Source organism: Stenotrophomonas sp. 78350_Sma (genome assembly GCF_056482105.1).
This window is the reverse complement of record NZ_CM151182.1, coordinates 1,277,587-1,300,597: the sequence shown is the minus strand read 5'-3', so window position 1 is coordinate 1,300,597 and position 23,011 is coordinate 1,277,587. Positions and strand designations below refer to the sequence as shown.

General features: G+C 66.8%; 26 protein-coding genes. 19 read left to right on the top strand and 7 right to left on the bottom strand.

Features of this window, described 5'->3' with window-relative positions:
- Positions 1-145: 145 nt before the first annotated feature.
- The 3 genes from uvrA (at position 146) to ACZK4H_RS05995 (ending at position 4,378) form a co-directional block, all read left to right on the top strand.
- Entirely contained in the window at positions 146-3,148 is a 3,003-nt protein-coding gene (gene uvrA / locus ACZK4H_RS06005) for an excinuclease ABC subunit UvrA (RefSeq protein ID WP_099554362.1), read from the top strand.
- Positions 3,148-3,555, top strand: coding sequence for an acyl-CoA thioesterase (locus tag ACZK4H_RS06000; RefSeq protein ID WP_053449117.1), 408 nt, complete (start codon positions 3,148-3,150; stop codon positions 3,553-3,555). Before uvrA ends, ACZK4H_RS06000 begins: the two co-directional genes overlap by 1 nt.
- A 97-nt stretch (positions 3,556-3,652) precedes the next feature.
- Positions 3,653-4,378, top strand: a complete 726-nt coding sequence (locus tag ACZK4H_RS05995; protein ID WP_099554360.1) for an enolase — start codon at positions 3,653-3,655, stop codon at positions 4,376-4,378.
- Between the two features lie 155 nt (positions 4,379-4,533).
- Here the strand turns inward: ACZK4H_RS05995 and ACZK4H_RS05990 are convergent, their stop codons facing one another.
- Entirely contained in the window at positions 4,534-4,980 is a 447-nt protein-coding gene (locus ACZK4H_RS05990; protein WP_099554358.1) for a copper chaperone PCu(A)C, read from the bottom strand.
- Positions 4,981-5,014: 34 nt separating this feature from the next.
- Here ACZK4H_RS05990 and ACZK4H_RS05985 point away from each other — a divergent pair, with 34 nt between their 5' ends.
- The 4 genes from ACZK4H_RS05985 (at position 5,015) to ACZK4H_RS05970 (ending at position 8,780) form a co-directional block, all read left to right on the top strand.
- Positions 5,015-5,791: an enoyl-CoA hydratase/isomerase family protein gene (locus tag ACZK4H_RS05985; RefSeq protein WP_032127589.1), complete on the top strand. Its 777-nt coding sequence runs from the start codon at positions 5,015-5,017 to the stop codon at positions 5,789-5,791.
- Between the two features lie 140 nt (positions 5,792-5,931).
- Positions 5,932-6,840, top strand: coding sequence for an acyl-CoA thioesterase II (tesB, locus tag ACZK4H_RS05980; RefSeq protein WP_099554356.1), 909 nt, complete (start codon positions 5,932-5,934; stop codon positions 6,838-6,840).
- A 4-nt stretch (positions 6,841-6,844) separates the two neighbouring features.
- Positions 6,845-7,354 carry a pathogenicity-like protein gene (locus ACZK4H_RS05975; protein WP_099604030.1) on the top strand — a complete coding sequence of 170 codons (510 nt, stop codon included), beginning with the start codon at positions 6,845-6,847 and terminating at the stop codon, positions 7,352-7,354.
- 208 nt (positions 7,355-7,562) lie between these two features.
- Positions 7,563-8,780, top strand: coding sequence for an RNA polymerase sigma factor (locus tag ACZK4H_RS05970; protein WP_099552989.1), 1,218 nt, complete (start codon positions 7,563-7,565; stop codon positions 8,778-8,780).
- Between the two features lie 51 nt (positions 8,781-8,831).
- Here ACZK4H_RS05970 and ACZK4H_RS05965 read toward each other — a convergent pair whose 3' ends face one another.
- Positions 8,832-9,392 carry an EF-hand domain-containing protein gene (locus ACZK4H_RS05965; RefSeq protein ID WP_099552990.1) on the bottom strand — a complete coding sequence of 187 codons (561 nt, stop codon included), beginning with the start codon at positions 9,390-9,392 and terminating at the stop codon, positions 8,832-8,834.
- A gap of 156 nt (positions 9,393-9,548) precedes the next feature.
- On the opposite strand from ACZK4H_RS05965, the gene ACZK4H_RS05960 reads away from it, so the two are divergent.
- Positions 9,549-10,304, top strand: a complete 756-nt coding sequence (locus ACZK4H_RS05960; protein WP_099552991.1) for an arginyltransferase — start codon at positions 9,549-9,551, stop codon at positions 10,302-10,304.
- 37 nt (positions 10,305-10,341) lie between these two features.
- The gene (locus ACZK4H_RS05955) at positions 10,342-11,547 is read left to right on the top strand and encodes an endonuclease/exonuclease/phosphatase family protein (RefSeq protein WP_099552992.1); all 1,206 of its coding nucleotides are present in this window, start codon (positions 10,342-10,344) and stop codon (positions 11,545-11,547) included.
- Positions 11,548-11,618: 71 nt separating this feature from the next.
- Here ACZK4H_RS05955 and purT read toward each other — a convergent pair whose 3' ends face one another.
- Positions 11,619-12,806: a formate-dependent phosphoribosylglycinamide formyltransferase gene (purT, locus tag ACZK4H_RS05950; protein WP_099552993.1), complete on the bottom strand. Its 1,188-nt coding sequence runs from the start codon at positions 12,804-12,806 to the stop codon at positions 11,619-11,621.
- A 137-nt stretch (positions 12,807-12,943) separates the two neighbouring features.
- On the opposite strand from purT, the gene ACZK4H_RS05945 reads away from it, so the two are divergent.
- The 5 genes from ACZK4H_RS05945 to ACZK4H_RS05925 are packed head-to-tail and all read left to right on the top strand — an operon-like array spanning position 12,944 to position 15,642.
- Positions 12,944-13,825 carry an SPFH domain-containing protein gene (locus ACZK4H_RS05945; protein WP_014036365.1) on the top strand — a complete coding sequence of 294 codons (882 nt, stop codon included), beginning with the start codon at positions 12,944-12,946 and terminating at the stop codon, positions 13,823-13,825.
- Positions 13,826-13,870: 45 nt separating this feature from the next.
- Complete coding sequence (locus tag ACZK4H_RS05940) at positions 13,871-14,050, top strand: type II toxin-antitoxin system antitoxin (RefSeq protein WP_099552994.1); 180 nt, start codon at positions 13,871-13,873, stop codon at positions 14,048-14,050.
- Positions 14,047-14,226 carry a DUF4177 domain-containing protein gene (locus tag ACZK4H_RS05935; RefSeq protein ID WP_006424209.1) on the top strand — a complete coding sequence of 60 codons (180 nt, stop codon included), beginning with the start codon at positions 14,047-14,049 and terminating at the stop codon, positions 14,224-14,226. The genes ACZK4H_RS05940 and ACZK4H_RS05935 overlap by 4 nt, the downstream gene beginning before the upstream one ends.
- A gap of 3 nt (positions 14,227-14,229) precedes the next feature.
- Positions 14,230-14,823: a PH domain-containing protein gene (locus tag ACZK4H_RS05930; RefSeq protein ID WP_099552995.1), complete on the top strand. Its 594-nt coding sequence runs from the start codon at positions 14,230-14,232 to the stop codon at positions 14,821-14,823.
- A 9-nt stretch (positions 14,824-14,832) separates the two neighbouring features.
- Positions 14,833-15,642, top strand: a complete 810-nt coding sequence (locus ACZK4H_RS05925) for a M15 family metallopeptidase (RefSeq protein WP_099552996.1) — start codon at positions 14,833-14,835, stop codon at positions 15,640-15,642.
- Between the two features lie 511 nt (positions 15,643-16,153).
- Here the strand turns inward: ACZK4H_RS05925 and ACZK4H_RS05920 are convergent.
- From ACZK4H_RS05920 to ACZK4H_RS05905, 4 genes are all read right to left on the bottom strand, one after another.
- Positions 16,154-16,525, bottom strand: a complete 372-nt coding sequence (locus ACZK4H_RS05920; RefSeq protein WP_019659313.1) for a DUF423 domain-containing protein — start codon at positions 16,523-16,525, stop codon at positions 16,154-16,156.
- Positions 16,526-16,629: 104 nt separating this feature from the next.
- Entirely contained in the window at positions 16,630-17,703 is a 1,074-nt protein-coding gene (locus ACZK4H_RS05915) for a polyketide cyclase (protein WP_099552997.1), read from the bottom strand.
- A gap of 259 nt (positions 17,704-17,962) precedes the next feature.
- Positions 17,963-18,604, bottom strand: coding sequence for a response regulator (locus ACZK4H_RS05910; protein WP_099552998.1), 642 nt, complete (start codon positions 18,602-18,604; stop codon positions 17,963-17,965).
- Positions 18,604-19,800: a sensor histidine kinase gene (locus ACZK4H_RS05905; protein WP_099552999.1), complete on the bottom strand. Its 1,197-nt coding sequence runs from the start codon at positions 19,798-19,800 to the stop codon at positions 18,604-18,606. Before ACZK4H_RS05905 ends, ACZK4H_RS05910 begins: the two co-directional genes overlap by 1 nt.
- Positions 19,801-19,950: 150 nt before the next feature.
- Between ACZK4H_RS05905 and ACZK4H_RS05900 the strand changes: the two genes are divergently transcribed.
- From ACZK4H_RS05900 to ACZK4H_RS05880, 5 genes are read left to right on the top strand one after another with little or no spacing between them, the layout of a single operon-like run.
- Positions 19,951-20,547: a GNAT family N-acetyltransferase gene (locus tag ACZK4H_RS05900; protein WP_099553000.1), complete on the top strand. Its 597-nt coding sequence runs from the start codon at positions 19,951-19,953 to the stop codon at positions 20,545-20,547.
- Positions 20,493-21,335 carry a septum site-determining protein MinC gene (gene minC, locus ACZK4H_RS05895; RefSeq protein WP_099553001.1) on the top strand — a complete coding sequence of 281 codons (843 nt, stop codon included), beginning with the start codon at positions 20,493-20,495 and terminating at the stop codon, positions 21,333-21,335. The genes ACZK4H_RS05900 and minC overlap by 55 nt, the downstream gene beginning before the upstream one ends.
- Before the next feature lie 37 nt (positions 21,336-21,372).
- The gene (minD, locus tag ACZK4H_RS05890) at positions 21,373-22,182 is read left to right on the top strand and encodes a septum site-determining protein MinD (RefSeq protein WP_005408533.1); all 810 of its coding nucleotides are present in this window, start codon (positions 21,373-21,375) and stop codon (positions 22,180-22,182) included.
- A gap of 2 nt (positions 22,183-22,184) precedes the next feature.
- Complete coding sequence (gene minE / locus ACZK4H_RS05885; RefSeq protein WP_005408532.1) at positions 22,185-22,445, top strand: cell division topological specificity factor MinE; 261 nt, start codon at positions 22,185-22,187, stop codon at positions 22,443-22,445.
- Positions 22,446-22,491: 46 nt separating this feature from the next.
- Entirely contained in the window at positions 22,492-22,971 is a 480-nt protein-coding gene (locus tag ACZK4H_RS05880) for a hypothetical protein (protein ID WP_099553002.1), read from the top strand.
- Positions 22,972-23,011 lie beyond the last annotated feature (40 nt).

Below are 23,011 nucleotides of genomic sequence, written 5' to 3'. Positions count from 1 at the left end.
CCCTGCCTGACGGCCTGTCTCACAAGGTGAGACACCGGGCTGGCATTGTCGCCCATTGCCCCCATCTGGTCACCTCGGTAGGCTGACCGATTGCCGTTCCCTGCTGGCCCGGCACCCAGCCAACGCCCCCACAACCGGATCCCCCATGGCGATGGATTTCATCCGCATCCGCGGCGCGCGGACGCACAATCTGAAGAACCTCGACCTCGACCTGCCCCGCGACAAGCTGATCGTGATCACCGGCCTGTCCGGCTCGGGCAAGTCCTCGCTGGCGTTCGACACCATCTATGCAGAAGGCCAGCGCCGCTACGTCGAGTCGCTGTCGGCCTATGCACGCCAGTTCCTGAGCGTGATGGAAAAGCCGGACCTGGACCACATCGAGGGCCTGTCCCCGGCCATCTCGATCGAGCAGAAGTCGACCTCGCACAACCCGCGTTCGACGGTCGGCACGATCACCGAGATCTACGACTACCTGCGCCTGCTGTACGCCCGCGTCGGCACTCCGCGCTGCCCGGACCACGGTTACCCGCTGGAGGCGCAGACGGTCAGCCAGATGGTCGACCAGGTGCTGACCCTGGACCCGGAACAGCGCTACATGCTGCTGGCGCCGGTCATCCGCGACCGCAAGGGCGAACATGCCCAGGTGTTCGATCAGCTGCGCGCGCAGGGCTTCGTGCGCGTGCGCGTGGACGGCGAGCTGCATGAAATCGACGCGGTGCCGCCGCTGGCGCTGCGCCAGAAGCACACCATCGAGGCGGTGATCGACCGCTTCCGCCCGCGCGAGGACATCAAGCAGCGCCTGGCCGAGAGCTTCGAGACCGCGCTGAAACTGGGCGACGGCATGGCCTCGGTGCAGAGCCTGGACAACGCCGAGACCGCGCCGACGCTGTTCTCTTCCAAGTATTCCTGCCCGGTCTGCGATTACTCGCTGCCGGAACTGGAACCACGCCTGTTCTCGTTCAATGCACCGATGGGCGCCTGCCCCGGCTGCGATGGCCTGGGCATGGCCGAATTCTTCGATCCCTCACGCGTGGTGGTGCACCCCGAGCTGTCGCTGGCCGCCGGTGCGGTGCGCGGCTGGGACCGCCGCAACGCCTACTACTTCCAGCTGATCGCCTCGCTGGCCAAGCACTACAGGTTCGACGTCGACGCGGCGTGGAACTCGCTGCCGGAGAACGTGCAGCAGGCCGTGCTGTACGGCAGCGGCGATGAGGCGATCACCTTCACCTACTTCACCGAAGCCGGTGGCCGCACCCAGCGCAAGCACCGCTTCGAGGGCATCATTCCCAACCTCGAACGCCGCTACAAGGAAACCGAATCGCCGGCGGTGCGCGAGGAGCTGTCCAAGTACATCAGCGAACAGCCGTGCCCGGAATGCCATGGCGCCCGCCTCAACAAGGCAGCGCGCAACGTGTTCGTGGCCGATCGCCCGCTGCCGGACCTGGTGGTGCTGCCGATCGACGAGGCGCTGAAGTTCTTCAGCGAACTGAGCCTGCCGGGCTGGCGAGGCGAAATCGCCTCGAAGATCGTCAAGGAAATCGGCGAACGCCTCGGCTTCCTGGTCGATGTCGGCCTGGATTACCTGACCCTGGAACGCAAGGCCGACACCCTGTCCGGTGGCGAGGCACAGCGCATCCGCCTGGCCAGCCAGATCGGCGCCGGCCTCGTCGGCGTGATGTACGTGCTCGACGAGCCGTCCATCGGCCTGCACCAGCGCGACAACGAACGCCTGCTCGGTACCCTCACCCGCCTGCGTGACCTCGGCAACACGGTCATTGTGGTCGAGCATGACGAGGATGCGATCCGCCTGGCCGACTACGTGCTGGACATCGGCCCGGGGGCGGGCGTGCATGGCGGCGAGATCGTCGGCCAGGGCACCCTGCAGGACATCCTGGAGGCACCGCGCTCGCTGACCGGCCAGTACCTGTCGGGAAAACGCGCGATCGAGATTCCGGCGCGCCGGCACAAGCCGAACCCGAAGATGACCCTGCACCTGCGCGGGGCCAGCGGCAACAACCTGAAGGGCGTGGACCTGGCGATTCCGTCGGGCCTGCTGACCTGCGTGACCGGTGTGTCCGGCTCGGGCAAGTCGACCCTGATCAACGACACCCTGTTCTCGCTGGCGGCCAACGAGATCAACGGCTCCTCGCACCCGATCGCCCCGTACAAGGAGATCGATGGCCTGGACCTGTTCGACAAGGTGGTGGACATCGACCAGTCGCCGATCGGCCGCACCCCGCGTTCGAACCCGGCCACCTACACCGGCCTGTTCACCCCGCTGCGCGAGCTGTTCGCGCAGGTGCCCGAAGCGCGTGCGCGTGGTTATTCGCCGGGCCGTTTCAGCTTCAACGTGCGCGGTGGCCGCTGCGAAGCGTGCCAGGGCGACGGCCTGATCAAGGTCGAGATGCACTTCCTGCCCGACGTGTACGTGCCGTGCGATGTCTGCCACGGCAAGCGCTACAACCGCGAGACGCTGGAGATCCTGTACAAGGGCTTCAACATCAACGACGTGCTGCAGATGACGGTCGAGGATGCGCTGAGGCTGTTCGAGCCGGTGCCGTCGATCGCCCGCAAGCTGGAAACGCTGGTGGACGTAGGCCTGAGCTACATCAAGCTGGGCCAGAGCGCGACCACGCTGTCCGGTGGTGAAGCGCAGCGCGTGAAGCTGTCCAAGGAACTGTCGCGCCGCGATACCGGCCGCACCCTGTACATCCTCGATGAGCCGACCACTGGCCTGCACTTCCACGACATCGAAGCGCTGCTGGGCGTGCTGCACAAGCTGCGCGACGAAGGCAACACGGTGGTGGTGATCGAACACAACCTGGACGTGATCAAGACCGCCGACTGGATCGTCGACCTGGGCCCGGAAGGTGGGCATCGCGGTGGCACCATCCTGGTGACCGGCACGCCGGAAGACGTGGCGGCCTGCCCGCAGTCGTACACCGGCCAGTTCCTGGCCCGCATGCTGCCCTCCACCAGCGCGCGCCCCGAGCAGCCGGCCGCCGTGGCCAACAAGCCCGACGCCCGCCCGCCGCGCAAGGTAAAGCCTGAGAAGCCGGGCAAGGTGGCGAAGAAGGCGGTCGCCGCCACGAGTACCGGCAAGGCAAGCAAGACCGCTACTGCCAGCAAGAAGAAGAAGGACGCCTGATGAGCAGCGAACACAAGATCCTGGCCCGCATCCCGATCAGCGTGCGCTGGCGTGACATGGACAGCATGGGCCACGTCAACAACGCCAAGTACATTTCCTACCTGGAAGAAGCGCGCGTGCGCTGGATGCTGGGCGTGGACGGCGTGTCGATGACCGACCGCATCGCACCGGTGGTGGCCGCGACCAACGTCAACTACCGGCTGCCGATCGTGTGGCCCAACGACATCCTGGTCGAGCTGTTCGTCGAGCGCCTGGGCAACAGCAGCGTGACCATCGGCCACCGCATCGTCGACCAGCAGGACGAGTCGAAGCTGTACTCGGATGGCAACGTCGTGGTGGTCTGGATGGACACCCAGACCGGCAAGAGCGCGCCGCTGCCGGAGGCGATCCGCAACGCCTCTACCTGACGCGCCCTGGTAGGTGCCGACCTTGGTCGGCACGCTTCGGCGGCAACGAGGTTGCCGGCCAGCGGCCGGCACTACCGATACCATTCAAAGGACTGACATGATCCACCAGACTGAACTGCGCGACCTGCTGCCCGGCATGGTCCCCTTCCCCGCCGATGTCTTTCCTGCCGATCAGGCGTGGCTCACACAGCACCTGCTGCCGCTGCTGAAGATCGACCTGGGCGTACTGCACCCGGAACTGGCCGGCCAGGTGGCGACGATGATGTGCCCGATCGAGCCGTATGACGGCTGCATCGGCGAGACCACCGAGGCGCACCACAACGATTTCACCGGCACCAACTGGATCGCCTTCGAGCTGACTGCCGGCAACGAGATGCGCTTCCTCGGCAACGAGGGCTATTTCATCGGCGACGCTGCGCAGGACAAGGACGCGCAGGACCACATCGCGCAGATGCGTGAGAGCTACGCCAAGGCCCGCGACTACCATGCCGCGCACGGTCGCCTCGCCTGTTACTCGCGCTATGGCAAAGGTGAGGCCAGCGAGCGCGATTACCTGGATACGCTGGGGGGACCGATCGGCTTCGGCAACTGGACCGAGACTGCAGAAATTCCCGCCGCCTTCGAGCTTGGCTTCACCGAGGCTGCCGATGACCCCGACGCCCCGGACGACGCCGAAACGGTGATCATCACCCGCAATGGCAACAAGTTCTTTGCCGTGGCCGACGTCGCTGGCTACAACTGGTGTGCGACTGGCGCCGATGCGATCGTCATGCTGTACGAGCCGGTGAGCCGCACGGTGCTGTTCTCGTACGACTGGTCGTAAGCCACCGTGGTAGTGCCGGCCGCTGGCCGGCATTCACCACGCTGCCGGCCAGCGGCCGGCACTACCGGATAGTTCGGTCGCGCCGAGCGTCCTCGACGCTACGGCAGCCATCCCACCCCCTCGCTTCAGCAGCAGCGTGCCGTTTCCCCGCGCGCTTACGGCGCGGCCTTGCGCACCGTCAACGCCGCACTGGCTTCACCACCGCCCTCCAGCTGCAGCCGCAGCGGCACCGCCTGCCCCTCCTTCAGCGCGCCCTTGCCCTGCATCAGCATCAGGTGCAGGCCACCGGGCCTGAGCTCGGCACGCGCGCCGGGTGCCAGCGGCAGGCGCTCGATCGCGCGCATCCGACTGACCCCATCGACAATCGTGGTCTCATGCAGCGAGACATCATCAAAGCTGCTGCTGGTCGCACCGGTGATCGCTACCGCCTTGCTGCAGCCGTTGTGGATGACGCCGTAACCAGCGGTCATCGGCATTGCCGGATTCGGTGGCAACCGCGCCCACCCCTGCTCCACCGTGACGCAGGCCGGTTCTGCGGCCGAGGCCGATGCTGCAGCCGCACACAGAACCAACAGTACGCCAACGAATGGTTTGGTTATCATCGCCCAGGTTCCTTCTTCGCAACGAGACCGCAGCATGACGACGCTCATCGAGGTGATCAACCATGGCCCCATCCGCGAACTGCGCCTGGCGCGGCCGCCGGTCAACGCATTGGACACCGAACTGTGCCGGCAGTTGATCCATGCCATCGAGCTGGCCATGGCCGAAGACGCGCATGGCATCGTGCTGTCGGGCAGCGAGCGTATCTTCACCGGTGGCATGGACGTGCCGCACCTGCTCTCGCATGGCGATGACAAGCACAAGTTGTTGGACACCTGGAACGCCTTCTTTGGCGCCGTGCGCACGCTGGCCGAGAGCCGCATTCCGGTGGTCGCGGCGATCACCGGCCATGCCCCTGCGGGTGGCTGCGTGCTGGCGCTGTGCTGCGACTACCGGGTGATGGCGCGCAGCGCCGATCCATCGCGGCCGTATGCCATCGGCCTGAACGAAGTGCAGGTCGGCCTGATCGCACCGGAGGGCATCCAGCGCCTGCTGCGCCGTGCGGTGGGCGTGCACCGCGCCGGCGTGCTGCTGACCACCGGTTCGCTGGTGCCGGCCGAACAGGCGCTGCAGATCGGCCTGGTTGATGAACTGGCCGAAGGCGACCTGGTGGTGGCGCGCGCCATCGCCTGGCTGCAGAACCTGCTCAAGCAGCCACGCCAACCGATGCTGCTGACCCGCGCCATCGCCCGCGCCGACCTGCACGAAGCGCTGCACCCGGACCTGATCCAGCTGGACCGCTTCGTGGAGGCCTGGTTCGCCCCGGATGCGCAGAATGCCCTGCAGGCGCTGGTCGCCCGGCTGGGCAAGTAAATGATCGTGCCGGCGGCTGGCCGGCAACCGCAGGCGCCCCAGAAGGATCATGAGGTTGCCGGCCAGCGGCCGGCACTACCGATGATGGGCTGGCATGCACCGGTATAATCGGGGCCTCTTCATTGCTGTGGCCGCCCCCCTTGAACGACACGCCCGAACCCGTCGTCTCCGAGCTGATCGACCTGCTCACGCTGGAGCGGCTGGAGGACAACCTGTTCCGCGGGCAGAGCCGCGACATCGGCACCAAGTACGTGTTTGGCGGCCAGGTGCTGGGCCAGGCGCTGGCGGCGGCACAGGCCACGGTCGACAACGGTCGCCACGTGCATTCGCTGCACGCCTATTTCCTGCGCGCCGGCAACATCGACCACCCCATCGTCTATGACGTGGACCGCACCCGTGATGGCGGCAGCTTCTCGGTGCGCCGGGTCACCGCGATCCAGCACGGCAAGGTGATCTTCTTCTGCGCGGCTTCGTTCCAGCAGGCCGAAACCGGTGCCCAGCACCAGCACAAGATGCCCGAGGTGCCGCAGCCGGAAGACATCGAGCCGAACCGCCCGCTGCCGGCCGAGGTGCTGGAGCGGCTGCCGATCAAGGTACAGCGCTGGCTGTCCCGCGGCGGCCCGTTCGAGTTCCGCCACGTGTACCCGCGCGACGAACTGAATCCGCCCAAGCGCCCGCCCTACCACCAGGTGTGGCTGCGCCTGAGCGAACCGGTGGGCGATGCGCCCGAGCTGCACCAGGCCCTGCTGGCCTACGCCTCGGATTTCCATCTGCTGGGCACGGCCACCTTCCCGCACGGCATCAGCTACTACCACCCGCACGTGCAGATGGCCTCGCTCGACCACGCCATCTGGTTCCACCGCCCGTTCCGTGCCGACGACTGGCTGCTGTACTCGCTGGACAGCCCCAGCGCGCAGGATTCGCGCGGCCTCGCCCGCGGCCAGTTCTTCACCCGCAACGGCGTGCTGGTGGCGAGCACCGCGCAGGAAGGCCTGATCCGCGTCGTTCCCGACCAGGCTGCGGCCGCCGCCGTGCCGGCCAAGGAGTAAACCCATGCGCCAGATCTTCAGCAGCCAGCGCGTGGAAACCGTCGAAGGCGTGGCCGAGCTCCTGCGCGAGCATGGCATCGACGTCAAGGTGACCAATGGGCGCTCGTACAAGACCCGCCGCCGCGGTCAGTTCAGCTATACCGACCTGGGCAACGCCAACGCCTACCCGGCGGTGTGGATCGTGCGCGCCGACGACCAGCCACGCGCGCGTGAAATCCTGCGCGAGGCGCGCCTGCTCGACACCACCCGCCGCGACCATCCGACCGCCGAATTCGCCTTCCGCGACACCGCCGAAACGACCGGCAGCGGCCGCGGTTGGGCCTGGCGCATCCGCATCGCCCTGCTGGTGGTGATCGCCGGCGTGGCGCTGGTGATCGGCCTGCGCCATCGCGGCACCCCTGCACCGGTCGCACCGGCCCCTGCCCCGCAGGCCCAGCCGCAGCAGGCACAGCCGGCCCCGCAGGCGGCACCGGAAGAGGAAGAAATCCGGGTCCGTATCCAGCCCTCGAAATGACGCACGGGTAGTGCCGGCCGCTGGCCGGCAACCCCATGGCAAAAAAGGGGACGGAGGGGATTAAGTCGTTTGTGCCTCAAACGACTTAATCCCCTCCGTCCCCTTTTTGCGGCTGCCGGCCAGCGGCCGGCACTACCGCACAGAATGCTGGTCACATTGGGCGCGCGGCTCCGTCATGGGACACAATCCCAGCAGGAGAGCCGCCGCCATGACGACGTTCGCCGCATCGATCGACCAGACCCTGGAACGCGAACTGCCGGCCGCCGCCAGCGGTTGCCAGCACGCCTATGGCCGCATCGTTCTGGCCTGCCAGAACACCGTCACCGCCATCGCGCTGGCCATCACCCGCGACCGCCAGGCCAGCGAGGACATTGCCCAGGAAGCCTTCGTGAAGGGCTGGCAGCAGCTGCACCAGCTGCGTAGCTCGACCAGCTTCCTGCCCTGGCTGCGGCAGATCACCCGCAACCTGGCCCGCGACTGGCTGCGCGCGCAGCGTGGCCGGCCGCTGACCGGCGAGGCGGCCGAGGTGGCGATGGGCATGGCCGCCGACCCGGCCCCGGGTGCCGCCGACCGCCTGCAGCGGGTGGAAGAAGAGATCGCCGCCGGGGACATCATCTCCGCCCTGCCTGCCGACAGCCGCGAAGTACTGCTGCTGTACTACCGCGAAGGCCAGCGTTCGCAGCAGGTGGCCGACCTGCTCGGCCTCAGCGACGCGGCGGTGCGCAAGCGCCTGTCGCGCGCCCGTGCCCTGGTGCGCGACGGCCTGCTGCAGCGCTTCGGTGAGTTCGCCCGCAGCAGCGCACCCAGTGCCGCGTTCGCTACGGCAGTGGTTTCGATGGTACTGGTGGCCGCGCCCGGCACCGCCAGCGCCGCGGTCCTGCTCAGCACCGGCGTCGGCATCGGCGGCAGCAAGCTGGGCCTCGGCGGCGCCAGTGCAGCGGGCGGTACCGCGATGGGATCGTTGACCGCCACCCTGGGCCAACTGCACGTGCTGCCGGCCGAAAGCTGGGGGGCGGTGATCGGCGGCGTGGTCGGTGGCGCGATCGGCAGCTATCTGGGCGGGCGCTTCCTGATGTCGTACACCGAAACGGCGTCCGAGCGCGCCGACGTGCGCCGTTTCCTCTATCTCAACATCATCACCGGCATGTTCTGGTGCCTGGCGATCCTGCTGGCAGTCATGCTGCATGCGCCGGTCTGGGCGCAGCTGACGGTGCTGGCGGTAGGCCTGGGCGTGGTCAACTACCAGTGCCTGGTGACGCTGCAGCGGGTGATGGCACCGATGATCGTGCGCGATTCGGCACGGCGCGGGCGCAGCGGGACCAACTGGAAGTACGAGTCCATGTACGGCCGCACCGGCATCATCGCCATGAACCTGATGGTCATCACGCTGGTGCTGTACTCGCTGCTGCGCGGCGGCGGCCTGTAACGGACAACGCCGGCAGTGCGCCGGCGTTGTCATCAATCACTGCATTGAACCTCAGCGCTGCGGCTTCGGTGCAGTGCCGTCGCGCGGGCCGCCATGGCGCGGTCCGCCGTGCATCGGGCCCTTGGCTGCGTCGAACTCGGCCTTGCTCAGCTGGCCGTCCTTGTTGGTGTCGGCGGCAGCGAACCAGGCATCTCGATGCTGCTTCATGCGCAGCTCGCGGTCGGCCTTGTCCAGGTAACCGTCCTTGTTGAGGTCGAGCTGGTCGAAGCGCGCGGCCAGGCGCGGATCGGCCTTGGCTTCTTCACGGCTGATGCGGCCGTCCTTGTTGACGTCCAGCTTGGCCCAGCGCTCACCGCCGTGGCCACGGCGGCCATGCTGCCAGCGCGGCAGCTCATCGCGCGAGAGCTTGCCATCCTTGTTCTTGTCCAGCTCGTCGAACTTCGCGGCCAAGCGCGGGTGGGCGGCGGCCTCGCTGCGATCGATGACGCCGTCGCCATTGGTGTCCAGCTTGGCCGGGCGCTGCGCCGGCGTGGTCGGGGTGTCGGCCGCCAGCGCGATACCGGAGGCGGAGGTGCCGAGCAGCAGGGCCAGCAGCAGGGGGGTACGGATCATGGGGTCACTCCTGGGAATGGGAATTGCGTCGGGGCGATCACTTCGCCCTCGGGAGACAACAACGCCCGGGCGCGCCATCGGTTGACGCCGTGGACGGTTCCATTCATCCGGCGGACAGTCGCCGCCACTGCGACGGGCTGGAGCTATGCTGTGCCCATGGCAATACACGGCGACAGAGACGACGAACTGCGGCTTTTCCAGACCGGCGAGCACCCCTGCGGGTACTGGTCGGACCGGGTGGCGCGCGACCTGGTGCTGGACCCGCACGACCGTCGCCTCGGCGGCCTGTATCCGCTGGCCCTGAGCTGGGGCTTCCGCCGCAGCGGTGATCTGGTCTACCGGCCACATTGCGCACACTGCCAGGCCTGCGTGGCGGTGCGTATCCCGGTGGCACGTTTCGCCCCGGACCGCAGCCAGCGCCGCTGTGCTACCCGCAATGACGACCTGGAGGTGCGGATCACCGCCGCCACCGCCCGCGATGACCTGTTCGCGCTGTACCACCGTTATCTCACCCACCGCCACGCCAACGGCGGCATGGACGACCACGGGCCGCACGAGTTCGAGCAGTTCCTGATCGGCAGCTGGTCGCACACCCGCTTCATGGAGATGCGCCTGCCCGGGCACGACGGCCAGCCCAGCCAGCTGCTGGGGGTGGCGGTGACCGACGTCACCGAGCACGGCCTGTCAGCGGTCTACACCTTCTTCGACCCGGACCACGCCACGCGCGGGCTGGGCACCTTCGCGATCCTGCAGCAGATCGAATGGGCGCGCCGCGAGGGCCTGCCACACGTGTACCTGGGCTACTGGATCCGCGGCCATCAGAAGATGGACTACAAGCGCCGCTTCCATCCGCTGGAAGCCTACGATGGCCGCCGCTGGCACGATTTCGACAATGATCTGGACGGGCGCTGACAAACCGCTGACACCGGGCCGGGTGCAGAATAGGGGGATGAACGCCAAACCCCTGATCTTCGCCCTGGCCCTGCTCTGCGGCGCCACCGCCCCCGCCTTCGCCACGTCCCCCGCGATGACCGAAAAGCCGTCCACTGCGCTGCGCCTGGCCACCTACAACACTTCGCTGTACTCCGACGACGCCGGCGGCCTGATCAAGGAACTGGAAGGCGACAGCGAGCACGCGCGCAAGATCGCCGCAGTGCTGCAGCAGGTGCGCCCGGACCTGGTGCTGCTGAATGAATTCGACTTCGATGACGCCCATCGCGCCGCCGACCTGTTCCAGAAGCGCTATCTGGAAGTGGCCCAGCCCGGCGGCGGCAAGCCGCTGCACTTCGCCTACCGCTACCTGGCCCCGGTCAATACCGGCGTGCCCAGCGGACTGGACCTGGACAACAACGGCGTGGTCGGCGGCGAAGGCCGCAGCCGTGGCAACGATGCGTGGGGCTACGGCCTGCACCCGGGCCAGTACGGCATGCTGGTGCTGTCGCGCTACCCGATCGACGAAGCCAAGGTGCGCAGCTTCCAGCTGCTGAAGTGGAGTGCGATGCCCGGCGCGATCCGCCCGGTCGATCCGCGTACCGGCCAGAGCTTCTACAACGACCATGTGTGGTCGCAGCTGCGCCTGTCGTCGAAGTCGCATTGGGACGTGCCGGTGAAGACCCCAGCCGGCGTGGTCCACGCGCTGGTTTCGCACCCGACCCCGCCGGTGTTCGACGGCCCGGAAAAGCGCAACGCGGCACGCAACCACGACGAACTGCGCCTGTGGCAGGAATATCTGTCCAAGGGTGAGAAGCCGTGGCTGTGCGACGACAAGGGCGAGTGCGGCGGCCTGGCACAGGACGCGCGCTTCGTGATCCTCGGCGATCTGAACAACGACCCGGTCGATGGCGATGGCCGTCATGAAGCGATCGTTGAGCTGATCGAGAACGCCCGCGTATTGCGCTACCCCACCCCGCGCAGCGTCGGCGGCGAGCAGACCAGCCTGGCCTATGCGGCCAAGGGCATCGAGCGCAAGGGCGCACCGTTCCACGCCACCGGCGATTTCGGCCCGAAGTCCGGCACCATGCGCCTGGACTATGTGCTGCCCTCGACCGGTTTCGAATACGTGGGCAGTGGTATTTTCTGGCCGGCCAATGAAAGCCCGGAAGCGAAGATCGCCGACGGCAGCGACCACCACCTGGTGTGGGTGGACGTGAAGTAATAAAAAGGGGACGGAGGGGATTAAGTCGTTTGTGCCACAAACGACTTAATCCCCTCCGTCCCCTTTTTGCTTTACGGGCGCAGTTCGACGCCGATGGCGTCGGCGGCATCGCGTGCGATGGCGCGTGCTTCGTCGATGGTTTCCGCGCGCGCCAGGGTCACGCCGACGCGACGATGACCGTGCACGCTCGGCTTGCCGAACAGGCGCACGGCGGTATCCGGCACCTGCAATGCAGCGGCGACGTTGTTGAAGTACGGCACGCCCTCGCCGTGTGCCAGCAGCGCGCACGAGGCCGACGGGCCGCTCTGGCGGATCACCGGGATCGGCAGGCCGAGGATGGCGCGCGCGTGCAGCGCGAACTCGCTCAGTTCCTGCGATACCAGCGTCACCAGGCCGGTGTCGTGCGGGCGCGGTGACACTTCGCTGAACCACACCTCGTCGCCCTTCACGAACAGCTCGACGCCGAACAGGCCCCAGCCGCCGAGGTCGTCGGTGATCGCGCGCGAAATCTCTTCGGCACGCGCCAGTGCCGCGTTCGACATCGGCTGCGGCTGCCAGCTTTCGCGGTAATCGCCATCCTTCTGCAGATGCCCGATCGGCGCACAGAACGCGGTGCCACCGGCATGGCGCACGGTCAACAGGGTGATCTCGTAATCGAAATCGATGAAGCCTTCGACGATGCAGCGACCGGCACCGGCGCGGCCACCGGTCTGCGCGTAATCCCAGGCCGGGGCGATGTCCGCCTCGCTGCGCAAGGTGCTCTGGCCCTTGCCCGAGGACGACATCACCGGCTTGACCACGCACGGCAGGCCGATGGCAGCCACGGCAGCGCGGTATTCGGCCTCGGTATCGACGAAGCGGTACGGCGAGGTCGGCAGGTCCAGGGTTTCGGCGGCCAGGCGGCGGATGCCTTCGCGGTCCATGGTCAGGCGTGCGGCACGCGCGGTCGGGATCACCCGCAGGCCCTGCTCCTGTTCCAGCTGGACCAGGGTTTCGGTGTGGATGGCCTCGATCTCCGGCACCACCAGGTGCGGCTGCTCCTGGGCAATCAGCGCGCGCAGGGCCATTGCATCGAGCATGTCGATCACATGCGAGCGGTGCGCGACCTGCATGGCCGGCGCATCGGCATAACGGTCAGCGGCGATCACTTCCACGCCCAGCCGCTGCAGCTCGATGGCCACCTCCTTGCCGAGTTCGCCCGAGCCCAGCAGCAGCACGCGGGTGGCGGAGGGGGACAACGGAGTTCCAAGCTTGGCCATGACGGTTCCAGCAGCGATGTGAAGGCGGGTGGGCATTCTAGCTGGCCGGGCACCCCGGCCATGGCATCCGACGAACGGTAGTGGACAAGTGATATCACTTTGATATCTTTTCTCCGAACCCTCAAGGACGTACCGCCATGAAAGAGAAGTCACTGTCTTCCCTCAACGGCCTCGGCACGCTGGCCGGCGCCCTGCTCGTCGCCCTCGCCGGCGCCGCCCTGTTCGTGGTGGGCGTGGCAGCGAAGGCCAGTACCGGCTCACCCAACCTGCTGCTGATGCTGCTGGGCGCCCTGCTGGTGGCGCTGGGCGTGTTCATCCTGGCAGGCCTGTACACCATCCAGCCCAACCAGGCGGCGGTGCTGAGCCTGTTCGGCAAGTACGTGGGCACCGTGAAGGACAACGGCCTGCGCTGGAACAACCCCTTCTTCGCCAAGCGCCGGGTCAGCCAGCGCGTGCGCAACTTCGAGAGCGGCAAGCTGAAGGTCAACGAGCTGGACGGCAGCCCGATCGAGATCGCCGCGGTGATCGTCTGGCAGGTGGTCGATGCCTCCGAGGCGGTCTACAACGTGGACGACTACGAGAGCTTCGTGCACATCCAGTCCGAATCGGCGCTGCGCGCGATGGCCACCAGTTACCCCTACGACCAGCACGAGGACGGCCAGCTGGCCCTGCGCAGCCACGCCAGCGAGATTTCCCAGCACCTGAAGAACGAACTGGCCGAGCGCCTGGCCGACGCCGGCGTGCAGGTGATCGACGCGCGCATCAGCCACCTGGCCTACGCTGCCGAAATCGCCCAGGCGATGCTGCAGCGGCAGCAGGCCAACGCGGTGATCGCTGCACGCACGCGCATCGTGGCCGGTGCGGTGGGCATGGTCGAGATGGCCCTGGCCGAACTGCAGAAGAACGGCGTGGTGCAGCTGGATGAGGAACGCAAGGCACACATGGTCAGCAACCTGCTGACCGTGCTGTGCTCGGACCGCGGTACCCAGCCGATCGTCAATGCCGGCTCGCTGTATTGAGCCACACTCGCAACGGGGCGCCCCACCGCCCCGCCAGGAGCCCCCATGAGTGAGAAGAAAGCCTACCCGCTGCGCATCAACGCCGACGTCCTGGCTGCCGCGCAGCGCTGGGCTGATGACGAGCTGCGCAGCCTCAACGCGCAGATCGAATACGTGCTGCGCGACGCCCTGCGCAGGGCAGGACGCCTGCCGAAACCCACGCCATCGTCGGAGGACAAGGAATGAGCAAGCGCTGGAGCTACCAGACCATCGAGGTCAAGACGTCCATGATGGGCCTGCACAAGGCCGAAGACATCCAGGCCGAACTCAGCCGCCAGGGCCAACTGGGCTGGGAACTGGTCAACATCATCATCCCGGCGCCGATGCGCCCGGCGATGCTGGTGTTCAAGAAGGAGGCCTGAACCATGGGCGGCAGCGACCCGAAACCCTTTGACGTGGCCGAGAGTTCGCCGCTGCGCGTGCTCTGGATCGTGCTGCCGCTGCTGGCTGCCTTCGTGGCCTGCCTGTATGCACAGCTGCACAAGGCACCGGCGAGCGCCCCCTGGATCGAAGTAACGCTGTCGCCGCCCTGGTTCCGGATGGGCGGCAGTGCGGCATGGAGCCTGATCGTCATCGCTGTACTCGCTGTCGGGCTGGGGGCCGCGTTCTTCCGCCGCCGCGTGGAGCTGGCCGGCGACGCGCTGGACGTGCGCTCGACGATGTATCGGCGGCGCGTGCCGGTGGCGCAGCTGCGGCTGGACCAGGCCGAGGTGGTCGACCTGCAGCGTGACCGCCGCTATGGCATCCGTCTCAAAACCAATGGCTATTCAATGCCGGGCTTCTACTCGGGCCACTTCCGCCTGCTGGGGGGCGGCAAGGGCTTCGCCCTGGTCACCGACCGTGCGCGCGTCCTCGCACTGCCGGTCAGTGATGGCAGCACGCTGCTGCTCAGCGTAGACCGGCCGCAGGCGCTGCTCGATGCGCTGCGCAAGGTGGCCGCGTCGGCGCCACGGCAGTAAGCTGCGGCGATGCAACGACGCGCGCCCCTGCTGATCAACACCGAGGCCATCGAGCTGTGGCCCGCTCACCTGCTGCGTGCACGCAGCAACCTGGATGCACGCCTGCTGTCGCAGGCGCACTGGGTGCTGCGGCGCAAGCGCGATGGCCGCTACCTGGCGGCGGTGCTGGCGCAGGGTGTGCACGCCATGGTGCCGCGCCTGCCGCGCGAGCCCGGGGTCGAGGAAGCACTGGCGCTGCTGGATGACGCGGCAGCGCGGCCCTTCGGCGCCGGCCTGGAAGATCAGTGGCTGCCCCTGGCCGGGTTGCAGCAGCGCCTGCAGCAGCTTGGCCTGGATGCACAGCGCTATGCCGACGACAGCGGCCTGCCACTGGAATCCGAACCGTGCCTGCTGCACTTCGCCGGTCGCGACCGCTTCGCCCGCCCATTGTGGCTGCGCCGTGCCGCCGCGCAGGGCTGGCGACGGATGCGACTGCAGGCGGCACAGGATGGCATTGCGCTGGACGCCATCTCCGGCTTCCGCAGCCATGCCTACCAGCTGGGCATCTTCGAACGGAAACTGGCGCGCGGCTTGAGCGTGGCGGAGATCCTGAAGGTGAATGCCGCACCGGGTTTCAGCGAACACCACAGCGGCCACGCGCTGGACATCGGCACGCCGGGCGACGCCCCGGCCGAAGAATCGTTCGAAGCCACCGACGCGTTCGCGTGGCTGCAGGCGCATGCCGGCGCGTATGGCTTCCATCTGAGCTACCCGCGCGACAACCCGCACGGCATCGTCTACGAACCGTGGCATTGGTGCTGGAGACCGGCCAACGGCTGAGCCCCTCGTGGCAGCCGCAAAGCGAAATTCATGGAGCTGTCCGGGCGGGTGGGCTGCGCAGGGGACGCCGTAAATACGTCCCTGTAGGCTCGGGCGCGCCATCCATGGCGCTTACGCCCCTGCGCAACCCACCCGCCCGGCCACGGACAGATTCCGCGTGCATCCGCCACGGAATGGAACAAGAGAGCAAAGACCAAAGCGGGTCGCTTCGCTCGAAGCCTCTACAACGGATCAGCGCGCGGCTGCTGGGTCCGCCTTCAAGCGAGCCGAGCACCGCAGGTCCGGCGAGGGCGAAGAGGTGCGTGCGATTCTGTAGAGCCGAGCCATGCTCGGCTGCTCTCCGCACCGCCCCTCGACGGGCCGAGGAGCGAGGGGGACCGGTGCGCAGCACCGGCTCGCGGCCGGCGGCGCGTTTCTTTTGGTTACTTTTCCTTTCGCGCGAAAAGAAAAGTAACGCCCATGAACCTTCACGATCGCATCGGCATGGATCGGAGCGACAGCCCTGCGGCCCTCACCGCCTCAACGCATTGATCGCCAGCAACACCCATCCGGCCATCATGCTGGTGCCACCGATCGGTGCCATCCGCGTCGGCCACTGCCACAGCGCGCCGCCCACCAGGCTGCCGGAGAACAACAGCACTCCCAGCAGCAGCACGTACAGCGCCAGGTGCGCGATCGCGCCCTGCGCGCGCGGCCCGAGCGCCACCAGCACCGCACCGTGTGCGAACGCGTACAGCGCCGCCATGTTCAGATGCTGCTGCGCCAACGGGTCCGCCACACCGTGCGATGCATAGGCGGACAGACCGATCGAGGCGGCCGCCAGCAGCGCGCCGAGACAGGCCAGCAGGGAAGGCTTACGTGCGCGACGTTCCAGATTGAACATGAGGGCTCCTTGCGCAGCGCCCCTTGCCGGGCGCCAGATGAAAAAAAACGCGCCGCAATGAGCGGCGCGTTTTCGTGTCCAGCATTACATGGGTCAGCCGAGGCTTACTTGACGGCCCAGTAGATGTCGTAGGTACCTTCCGGGGTGAACGACTTGTCGATGCCGTCCTTCCAGGATTCGTACGGACGGTCGATCACTTCGTTGCCCGCCGTCACAGCCCAGGCGCGCAGGCCGTTGCGGGCCACGTCCAGACCCGCCATGTGGCCGCTGTAGGCCGCATGTGCCGAGCGGTGCGGAGCGACGTGCACGTACTTGACCGGAGCGCCACCGTCGATCTTGACGGTCAGAGCTTCAGCAGCAGCACCTTCAGCACCCTTCTTCTTCACCGGCTGGGCGATGTCGAAGGCGTACTTCTCCTGACCGAAGTCGGTGGTGATGATGCGGAACGGACCGGCGGCTTCAAGGCCATTGGCCTCCATCACGCGCTTGATCCACTCCTGGTTGTCCTTGATGGACTTGGTGATCGTGTCCTGACCGCGATCCACGTTACCGGCGTTGACGACCAGCAGGTCCTCGGCCGGTACATCGACGATGGCCAGATCGGTCAGCGGCGCTTCCGGGGTGCGGTAGTCGACGTTCGGCACGCTGGCCAGCATGTTGGCCATGCGCGACAGACCCATCTTGATGTCGTCGCCGATCTGGCGGCTGACATACAGGCCGGCGTAACGGCCGAACAGGTCGAAGCCGTACTTCACCGAGTAGTCCTGGGTGATCTTGACGTTACGGCCGCCCTTGCCGGTCGGCTCCAGGGTGAAGGTGGTGACCTTGTCGTGACCCTTGGTGGCGTCTTCGATGGCGATCGCAACGCGCTTGTTCTCTTCGGCGTCGGTGATCTTCCAGGAACCGGTGCCCAGGTCCTTGGAGGTGAAGTCCAGGGTGGCACCCTTGCCGGAGGCCGGGCCGGACAGCTTCAGTTCAACGGCGGGATCGCGCAGTACCAGCGGGTTCCAGTCCTTGAAGCGGCGCAGGCTGCTGACCGTGTCGTACACGATCGTCATCTTGCGGTTGGTCTCGATGCTTTCGGTGATGTGACGCTCGCCCGGCAGACATACGCCAATGATGACGAACAGGCCAGCCACGATCCCCAAGGCGATCAGGAACTCGATAATACGGGTCATTCAGAGAGTCTCCGGGGCCGATCCCACGGCCGGGTTGATTGAAGCGAAGCGCCAATCCTAGCAGGCTTCGCGGGCATTGTTTATCGGGATTGGCGCACCGGTTTCCCTGCCGGCTGCGTATTTGTATGGACAAAGAATTCGAAGGGTAACGCATACCGCTACCCGGCAAGTAGGGGGCAACCTTGGCCGGAACCCCCTGCCACCACCCAAGTCTTTGTACCGAAACGATTTTCCTCAGACCAGCTGGAGTTCGAACGCCTTAGACCAGCTGGAGTTCGAACGCCTTCAGTACCGCGCGCGTACGGTCGCGCACCCCCAGCTTGGAGAGGATGTTGGACACGTGGTTCTTGATGGTGCCCTCGGCCACGCCCAGTGAGTTGGCGATCTCCTTGTTGGAGAAACCGCTGGCCATCAGCCGCAGGATCTCGGTCTCGCGGTCGGTCAGCGGGTCCGGGCGGTCCAGGCTGACGAACTCGTTGCGCATGTGCTCCAGGCCCGACAACAGGCGCTGCGTCACCGCCGGCTGCACCAGCGAACCGCCTTCGGCCACGGTACGGATGGCACCGACCAGCTGTGCCAGGGTCACATCCTTGAGCAGGTAGCCCTTGGCACCGGCCTTGAGGCCGGCCAGCACCAGCTGATCGTCGTCGAAGGTGGTGAGGATGATGGTCGGCGGCAGCTGTTCCTGCCGCGACAGCACCTGCAGTGCTTCCAGCCCGGACATCACCGGCATGCGCATGTCCATCAGGACCACGTCGGGGCGCACCTGCGGGATCATCTCCACCGCCTGCCGGCCATCGCCGGCCTCGGCCACCACCTCGATGCCGTCGTCGAGTGCCAGCAGGGAGCGGATTCCCTGCCGCACCAGGGTTTGGTCATCAACCAGGCAGACGCGAATCATCAACGTACTCCTTCAGGAACCTTGGTAAGGGCGGCCACCAGCACCGTTGCCGGCACCGTCGCCCGCAGGCGGAAGCCTTCGCCGGGACGGGTCTCGACCTGCAGCTGGCCACCACATTGTTGCAGGCGCTCGCGCATGCCGCGCAAGCCATTGCCCACATTGACCATGTCCGCACCGACACCGTCGTCGCGGGCCTCCACCACCACCCGGTCCGGGGCTTCACGGTACACCTTGATCCACAGGTGACGGGCACCGGCGTGGCGCACCGCGTTGGTGATGATCTCCTGCGTGCAGCGCAGCAGGACGTGGGCCCGCTGCGGGTCCTCCACGTTCAGCGGATCCTCGATGTCCAGCTGGATGTCCAGCGAGGGCACATTCTCGGTCAGCGGGCGCAGCGCCGCGGCCAGATCGATGGCGCCGGTCTCGCGCAGCTGGCTGACCACCTCGCGCACGTTGCCCAGCAGCAGTTTGGCCAATGCGTGCGAGCGCTTCACATGTTCCAGCGCCTGCCCTTCGGCCAGGTGCCCGGCCACTTCCAGGTTCAGGGTCAGCGCGGTCAGCTGGTGGCCCAGCAGGTCATGCAGCTCGCGCGAGATACGGGTGCGCTCATTGACACGGGCACTCTCGGCCAGCAGGGCGCGGGTGGCACGCAGCTCTGAATTGAGCCGACGCTGTTCGTCGCGCGCCTCGGTCTGCTGGCGGGCAACCAGGCTGGTCACGAAGATGAACATGGAGAAGCCGCCGTACAGCAGCGACTGCATCACTGCTTCGAACAACGGGAAGCGCAGCAGCATGTAATAGACCGGGGCCACCGCCAGCTGGCTGACCAGCAGCCACAGCACGCCCAGGCGCACCGACAGCATCCACGGAATGACCCCGGCGGCCACCATCATCAGGATGCTGCCCAGGCCCGAGCCGCTGAGGAAGCTGACGCCCAGCGCCGAGATCGTCAGCAGCAACAGCAACCCCCGGTCCAGCCAGCTGGTGGGGCTGTCGCTGCGCAGGATGCGGGTCAGCCAGTAATACGAGGTGCCGAAAGACAGGTAGGCGACGAACAGCAGCACCGCCCAGCCCCCCATGTCGCCGCGGCTGTGCGGGTTCTCGAACTGCGAGTACGCCAACGGCAGACCGACCATGACCCAGGTGAACAGGCCGGCCAGGCGGAGGACGCGGGTATGGCTGAGGACTCCCAACATGGCAGCACTCTACGGGCCCGGCCTGCGCACCGCACCCCACGGAAGTCATGCCTGCCCGGTCGCCTGTTCATGCCGCAGCCCACCCCGGGCATGCAATAATCGTGCGCAGGGTCCCTTGATGGACCAACCGCGTTACCCCACGGAGTCACAATGTCGATTGTCATCCGCGACGTGCGCGAGCACGAGCTCGATTCCGTCCTGGCTTTGAACAACAACGCTGGCCTGGCCATCCTTCCCCTGGATGCGGCCCGCCTGCGCCTGTTCTACGAAACCGCTGAATATTTCCGCGTCGCCGAGCGCGACGGCAACCTGGCCGGCTTCCTGATCGGCTTCGGCAGCGACAGCCAGCACGACAGCAGCAATTTCGCCTGGTTCAAGCAGCAGCTGGACACCCCGTTCTTCTACATCGACCGCATCGTGGTCGCCAGCCGCCGTCGTGGCGGTGGCGTCGGCCGTGCGTTCTATGCCGACGCGCAGAGCTTCGCCGAGCTGCGCTACCCGCAGATGACCTGCGAAGTCTTCCTCGACCATGGCGCCGATGCCGCCCTGCTCTTCCACGGCAGCTTCGGCTTCCGCGAGCTGGGCCAGAACACCATGGCCCAGGTCGATGTGCGCGCCAGCATGCTGGCCAAGGAACTGTGCAGCTACCCGTGGGTCCAGGAGACCTACGGCGACAAGCTGCCGGATGTGGCATGGACACGCGCCCGGCAGCTGCCGGCGCAGGCACAGCGACCGACGGGGACCTGAGCGTGGCGGTGAATTTCGATTACGAACAGGCCGGTGAACTGAAGATCGGCCAGGTGGGCATCGCCAACCTGCGCATCCGTACCCTTGATGTCGAACGCCTCGTGCAGGAAATGCGCGAGCGCGTGACCCGCGCGCCGAAGCTGTTCGGCCGCGCGGCGGTGATCCTTGATTTCGGCGGCCTGAGCCAGGTGCCGGACGTGGCCACCGCGCAGGCGCTGGTCGATGGCCTGCGCAGCGCCGGCGTGCTGCCGGTGGCGCTGGCCTATGGCACCAGCGCGGTCGACCTGCTCTCGCAGCAGCTCGGCCTGCCGTTGCTGGCCAAGTTCCGCGCCCAGTACGAACGTGCCGAAGCCGAGCCTGCTCCGCCGCCCGCGCCGGAACCGCGCCGCGCCGCGCGTACAGAGCCGAAGCCGGCCCCGGCCGCACCGGTGGCCAAGGTCGCCGATGCGGCCGCACCACAGCCAGGCCGCATGCAGCTGGGGAACGTGCGTTCGGGCCAGCAGCTGTACGCGGAAAACTGCGACCTGACCGTGATGGCCACTGTCGGCGCCGGCGCCGAGGTCATCGCCGATGGCAGCATCCACATCTACGGCACCCTGCGCGGCCGCGCGCTGGCAGGGGCCCAGGGCAACACCGCGGCACGCATCTTCTGCCGTGATTTCCATGCGGAACTGGTGGCCATTGCAGGCCACTACAAGGTACTGGACGATGTCCCGGACAACCTGCGCGGCAAGGCCGTGCAGGTCTGGCTGGAACAGGACCAGATCAAGATCGCTGCGCTGGACTGACGCAGCCCCAAACTAATGCAGAACCAGGAGAAGTCCTTTGGCTGAAATCATCGTAGTCACCTCCGGCAAGGGCGGCGTGGGCAAGACCACTTCCAGCGCGAGCCTGGCCTGTGGCCTGGCGCGGCGCGGCAAGAAGGTGGCGGTGATCGACTTCGACGTCGGCCTGCGCAACCTCGACCTGATCATGGGCTGCGAACGCCGAGTGGTGTACGACTTCGTCAACGTCGTGCACGGCGAAGCCACCCTCAAACAGGCCCTGATCAAGGACAAACGCTTCGACAACCTGTACGTGCTGGCTGCCTCGCAGACCCGCGACAAGGATGCACTGACCCAGGAAGGCGTGGGCAAGGTCCTGAAGGACCTGGCCGCCGATGGCTTCGACTACATCATCTGCGACTCGCCGGCCGGCATCGAGAAGGGTGCGTTCCTGGCGATGTACTTCGCCGACCGCGCGGTGGTGGTGGTGAACCCGGAAGTGTCCTCGGTGCGCGACTCCGACCGCATCATCGGCCTGCTGGATTCGAAGACCCACAAGGCCGAATCCGGCCAGAACGTGCCGGCCTTCCTGCTGCTGACCCGCTACACCCCGCTGCGCGTGGAAACCGGCGAGATGCTCAGCATCGCCGACGTCGAGGAAGTGCTGGGGCTGAAGGCCATCGGCGTGATCCCCGAATCGGGCGACGTGCTCAATGCCTCCAACAAGGGCGAGCCGGTCATCCTGGATGTCGAATCCGCCGCCGGCCAGGCGTATGACGATGCCGTCGCGCGCATCCTCGGCGAAGATCGCCCGATGCGCTTCACCAGCGTCGAGAAGAAGGGCTTCTTCAGCAAGCTGTTCGGAGGGTAAGCATGGGCCTGTTCGATTTCCTCAAAGCGAAGAAGACCACCGCCGAAACCGCAAAGAACCGCCTGCAGATCATCATTGCGCAGGAACGCAGCCACCGCGGTGGCCCGGACTACCTGCCGCTGCTGCAGCGCGAGCTGCTGGAAGTGATCAAGAAGTACGTGAACATCGACGTCGATGCGGTGAAGGTCGACCTGGTGAAGGATGGCCAGCACGATGTGCTGGACATCTCCGTGGCGCTGCCTGAAGGCCCGGACAAACCCTGATGCCCTGCCCCGCCCGTGCCTGCATGGGCGGGGCTGCCTGACCCGCATGACCGATACGACAACCGCCGTGGACATCACCTGCGTGGGCGACATCGCCTTCGCCGATGCGCAGTGCCTGCTCGCCGCGCATGGCCTTCGGCTGCACCACGTGGCGGCCGGTGAACCGATTCCCGGTAGCTACTGGGGCGAGCCCGAGGCGGGCATCATTGCCAGCAACGTGTACGTGCGCGATGACACCCCCGTGCATTCGATGCTGCACGAAGCCTGCCACCTGATCGTATTGCCACCGGAGCGGCGCGCGCAGGTGCACACCGATGCCACCGACTCGGTGGCCGAGGAAGACGCGACCTGCTACCTGCAGATCGTGCTGGCCGGGCAACTGCCCGGCGTCGGCAGCCAGCGGCTGATGGCCGATATGGATGCATGGGGGTATACGTATCGGCTGGGATCTACCCGGGCGTGGTTTGAAGAGGACGCCGAAGACGCGAAGGCGTGGCTGATCGAACGCGGATTGCCGGTGGCGTGAAGCCTCCACGCATGGCGTGGCTCTACTGTAGAGCCGAGCC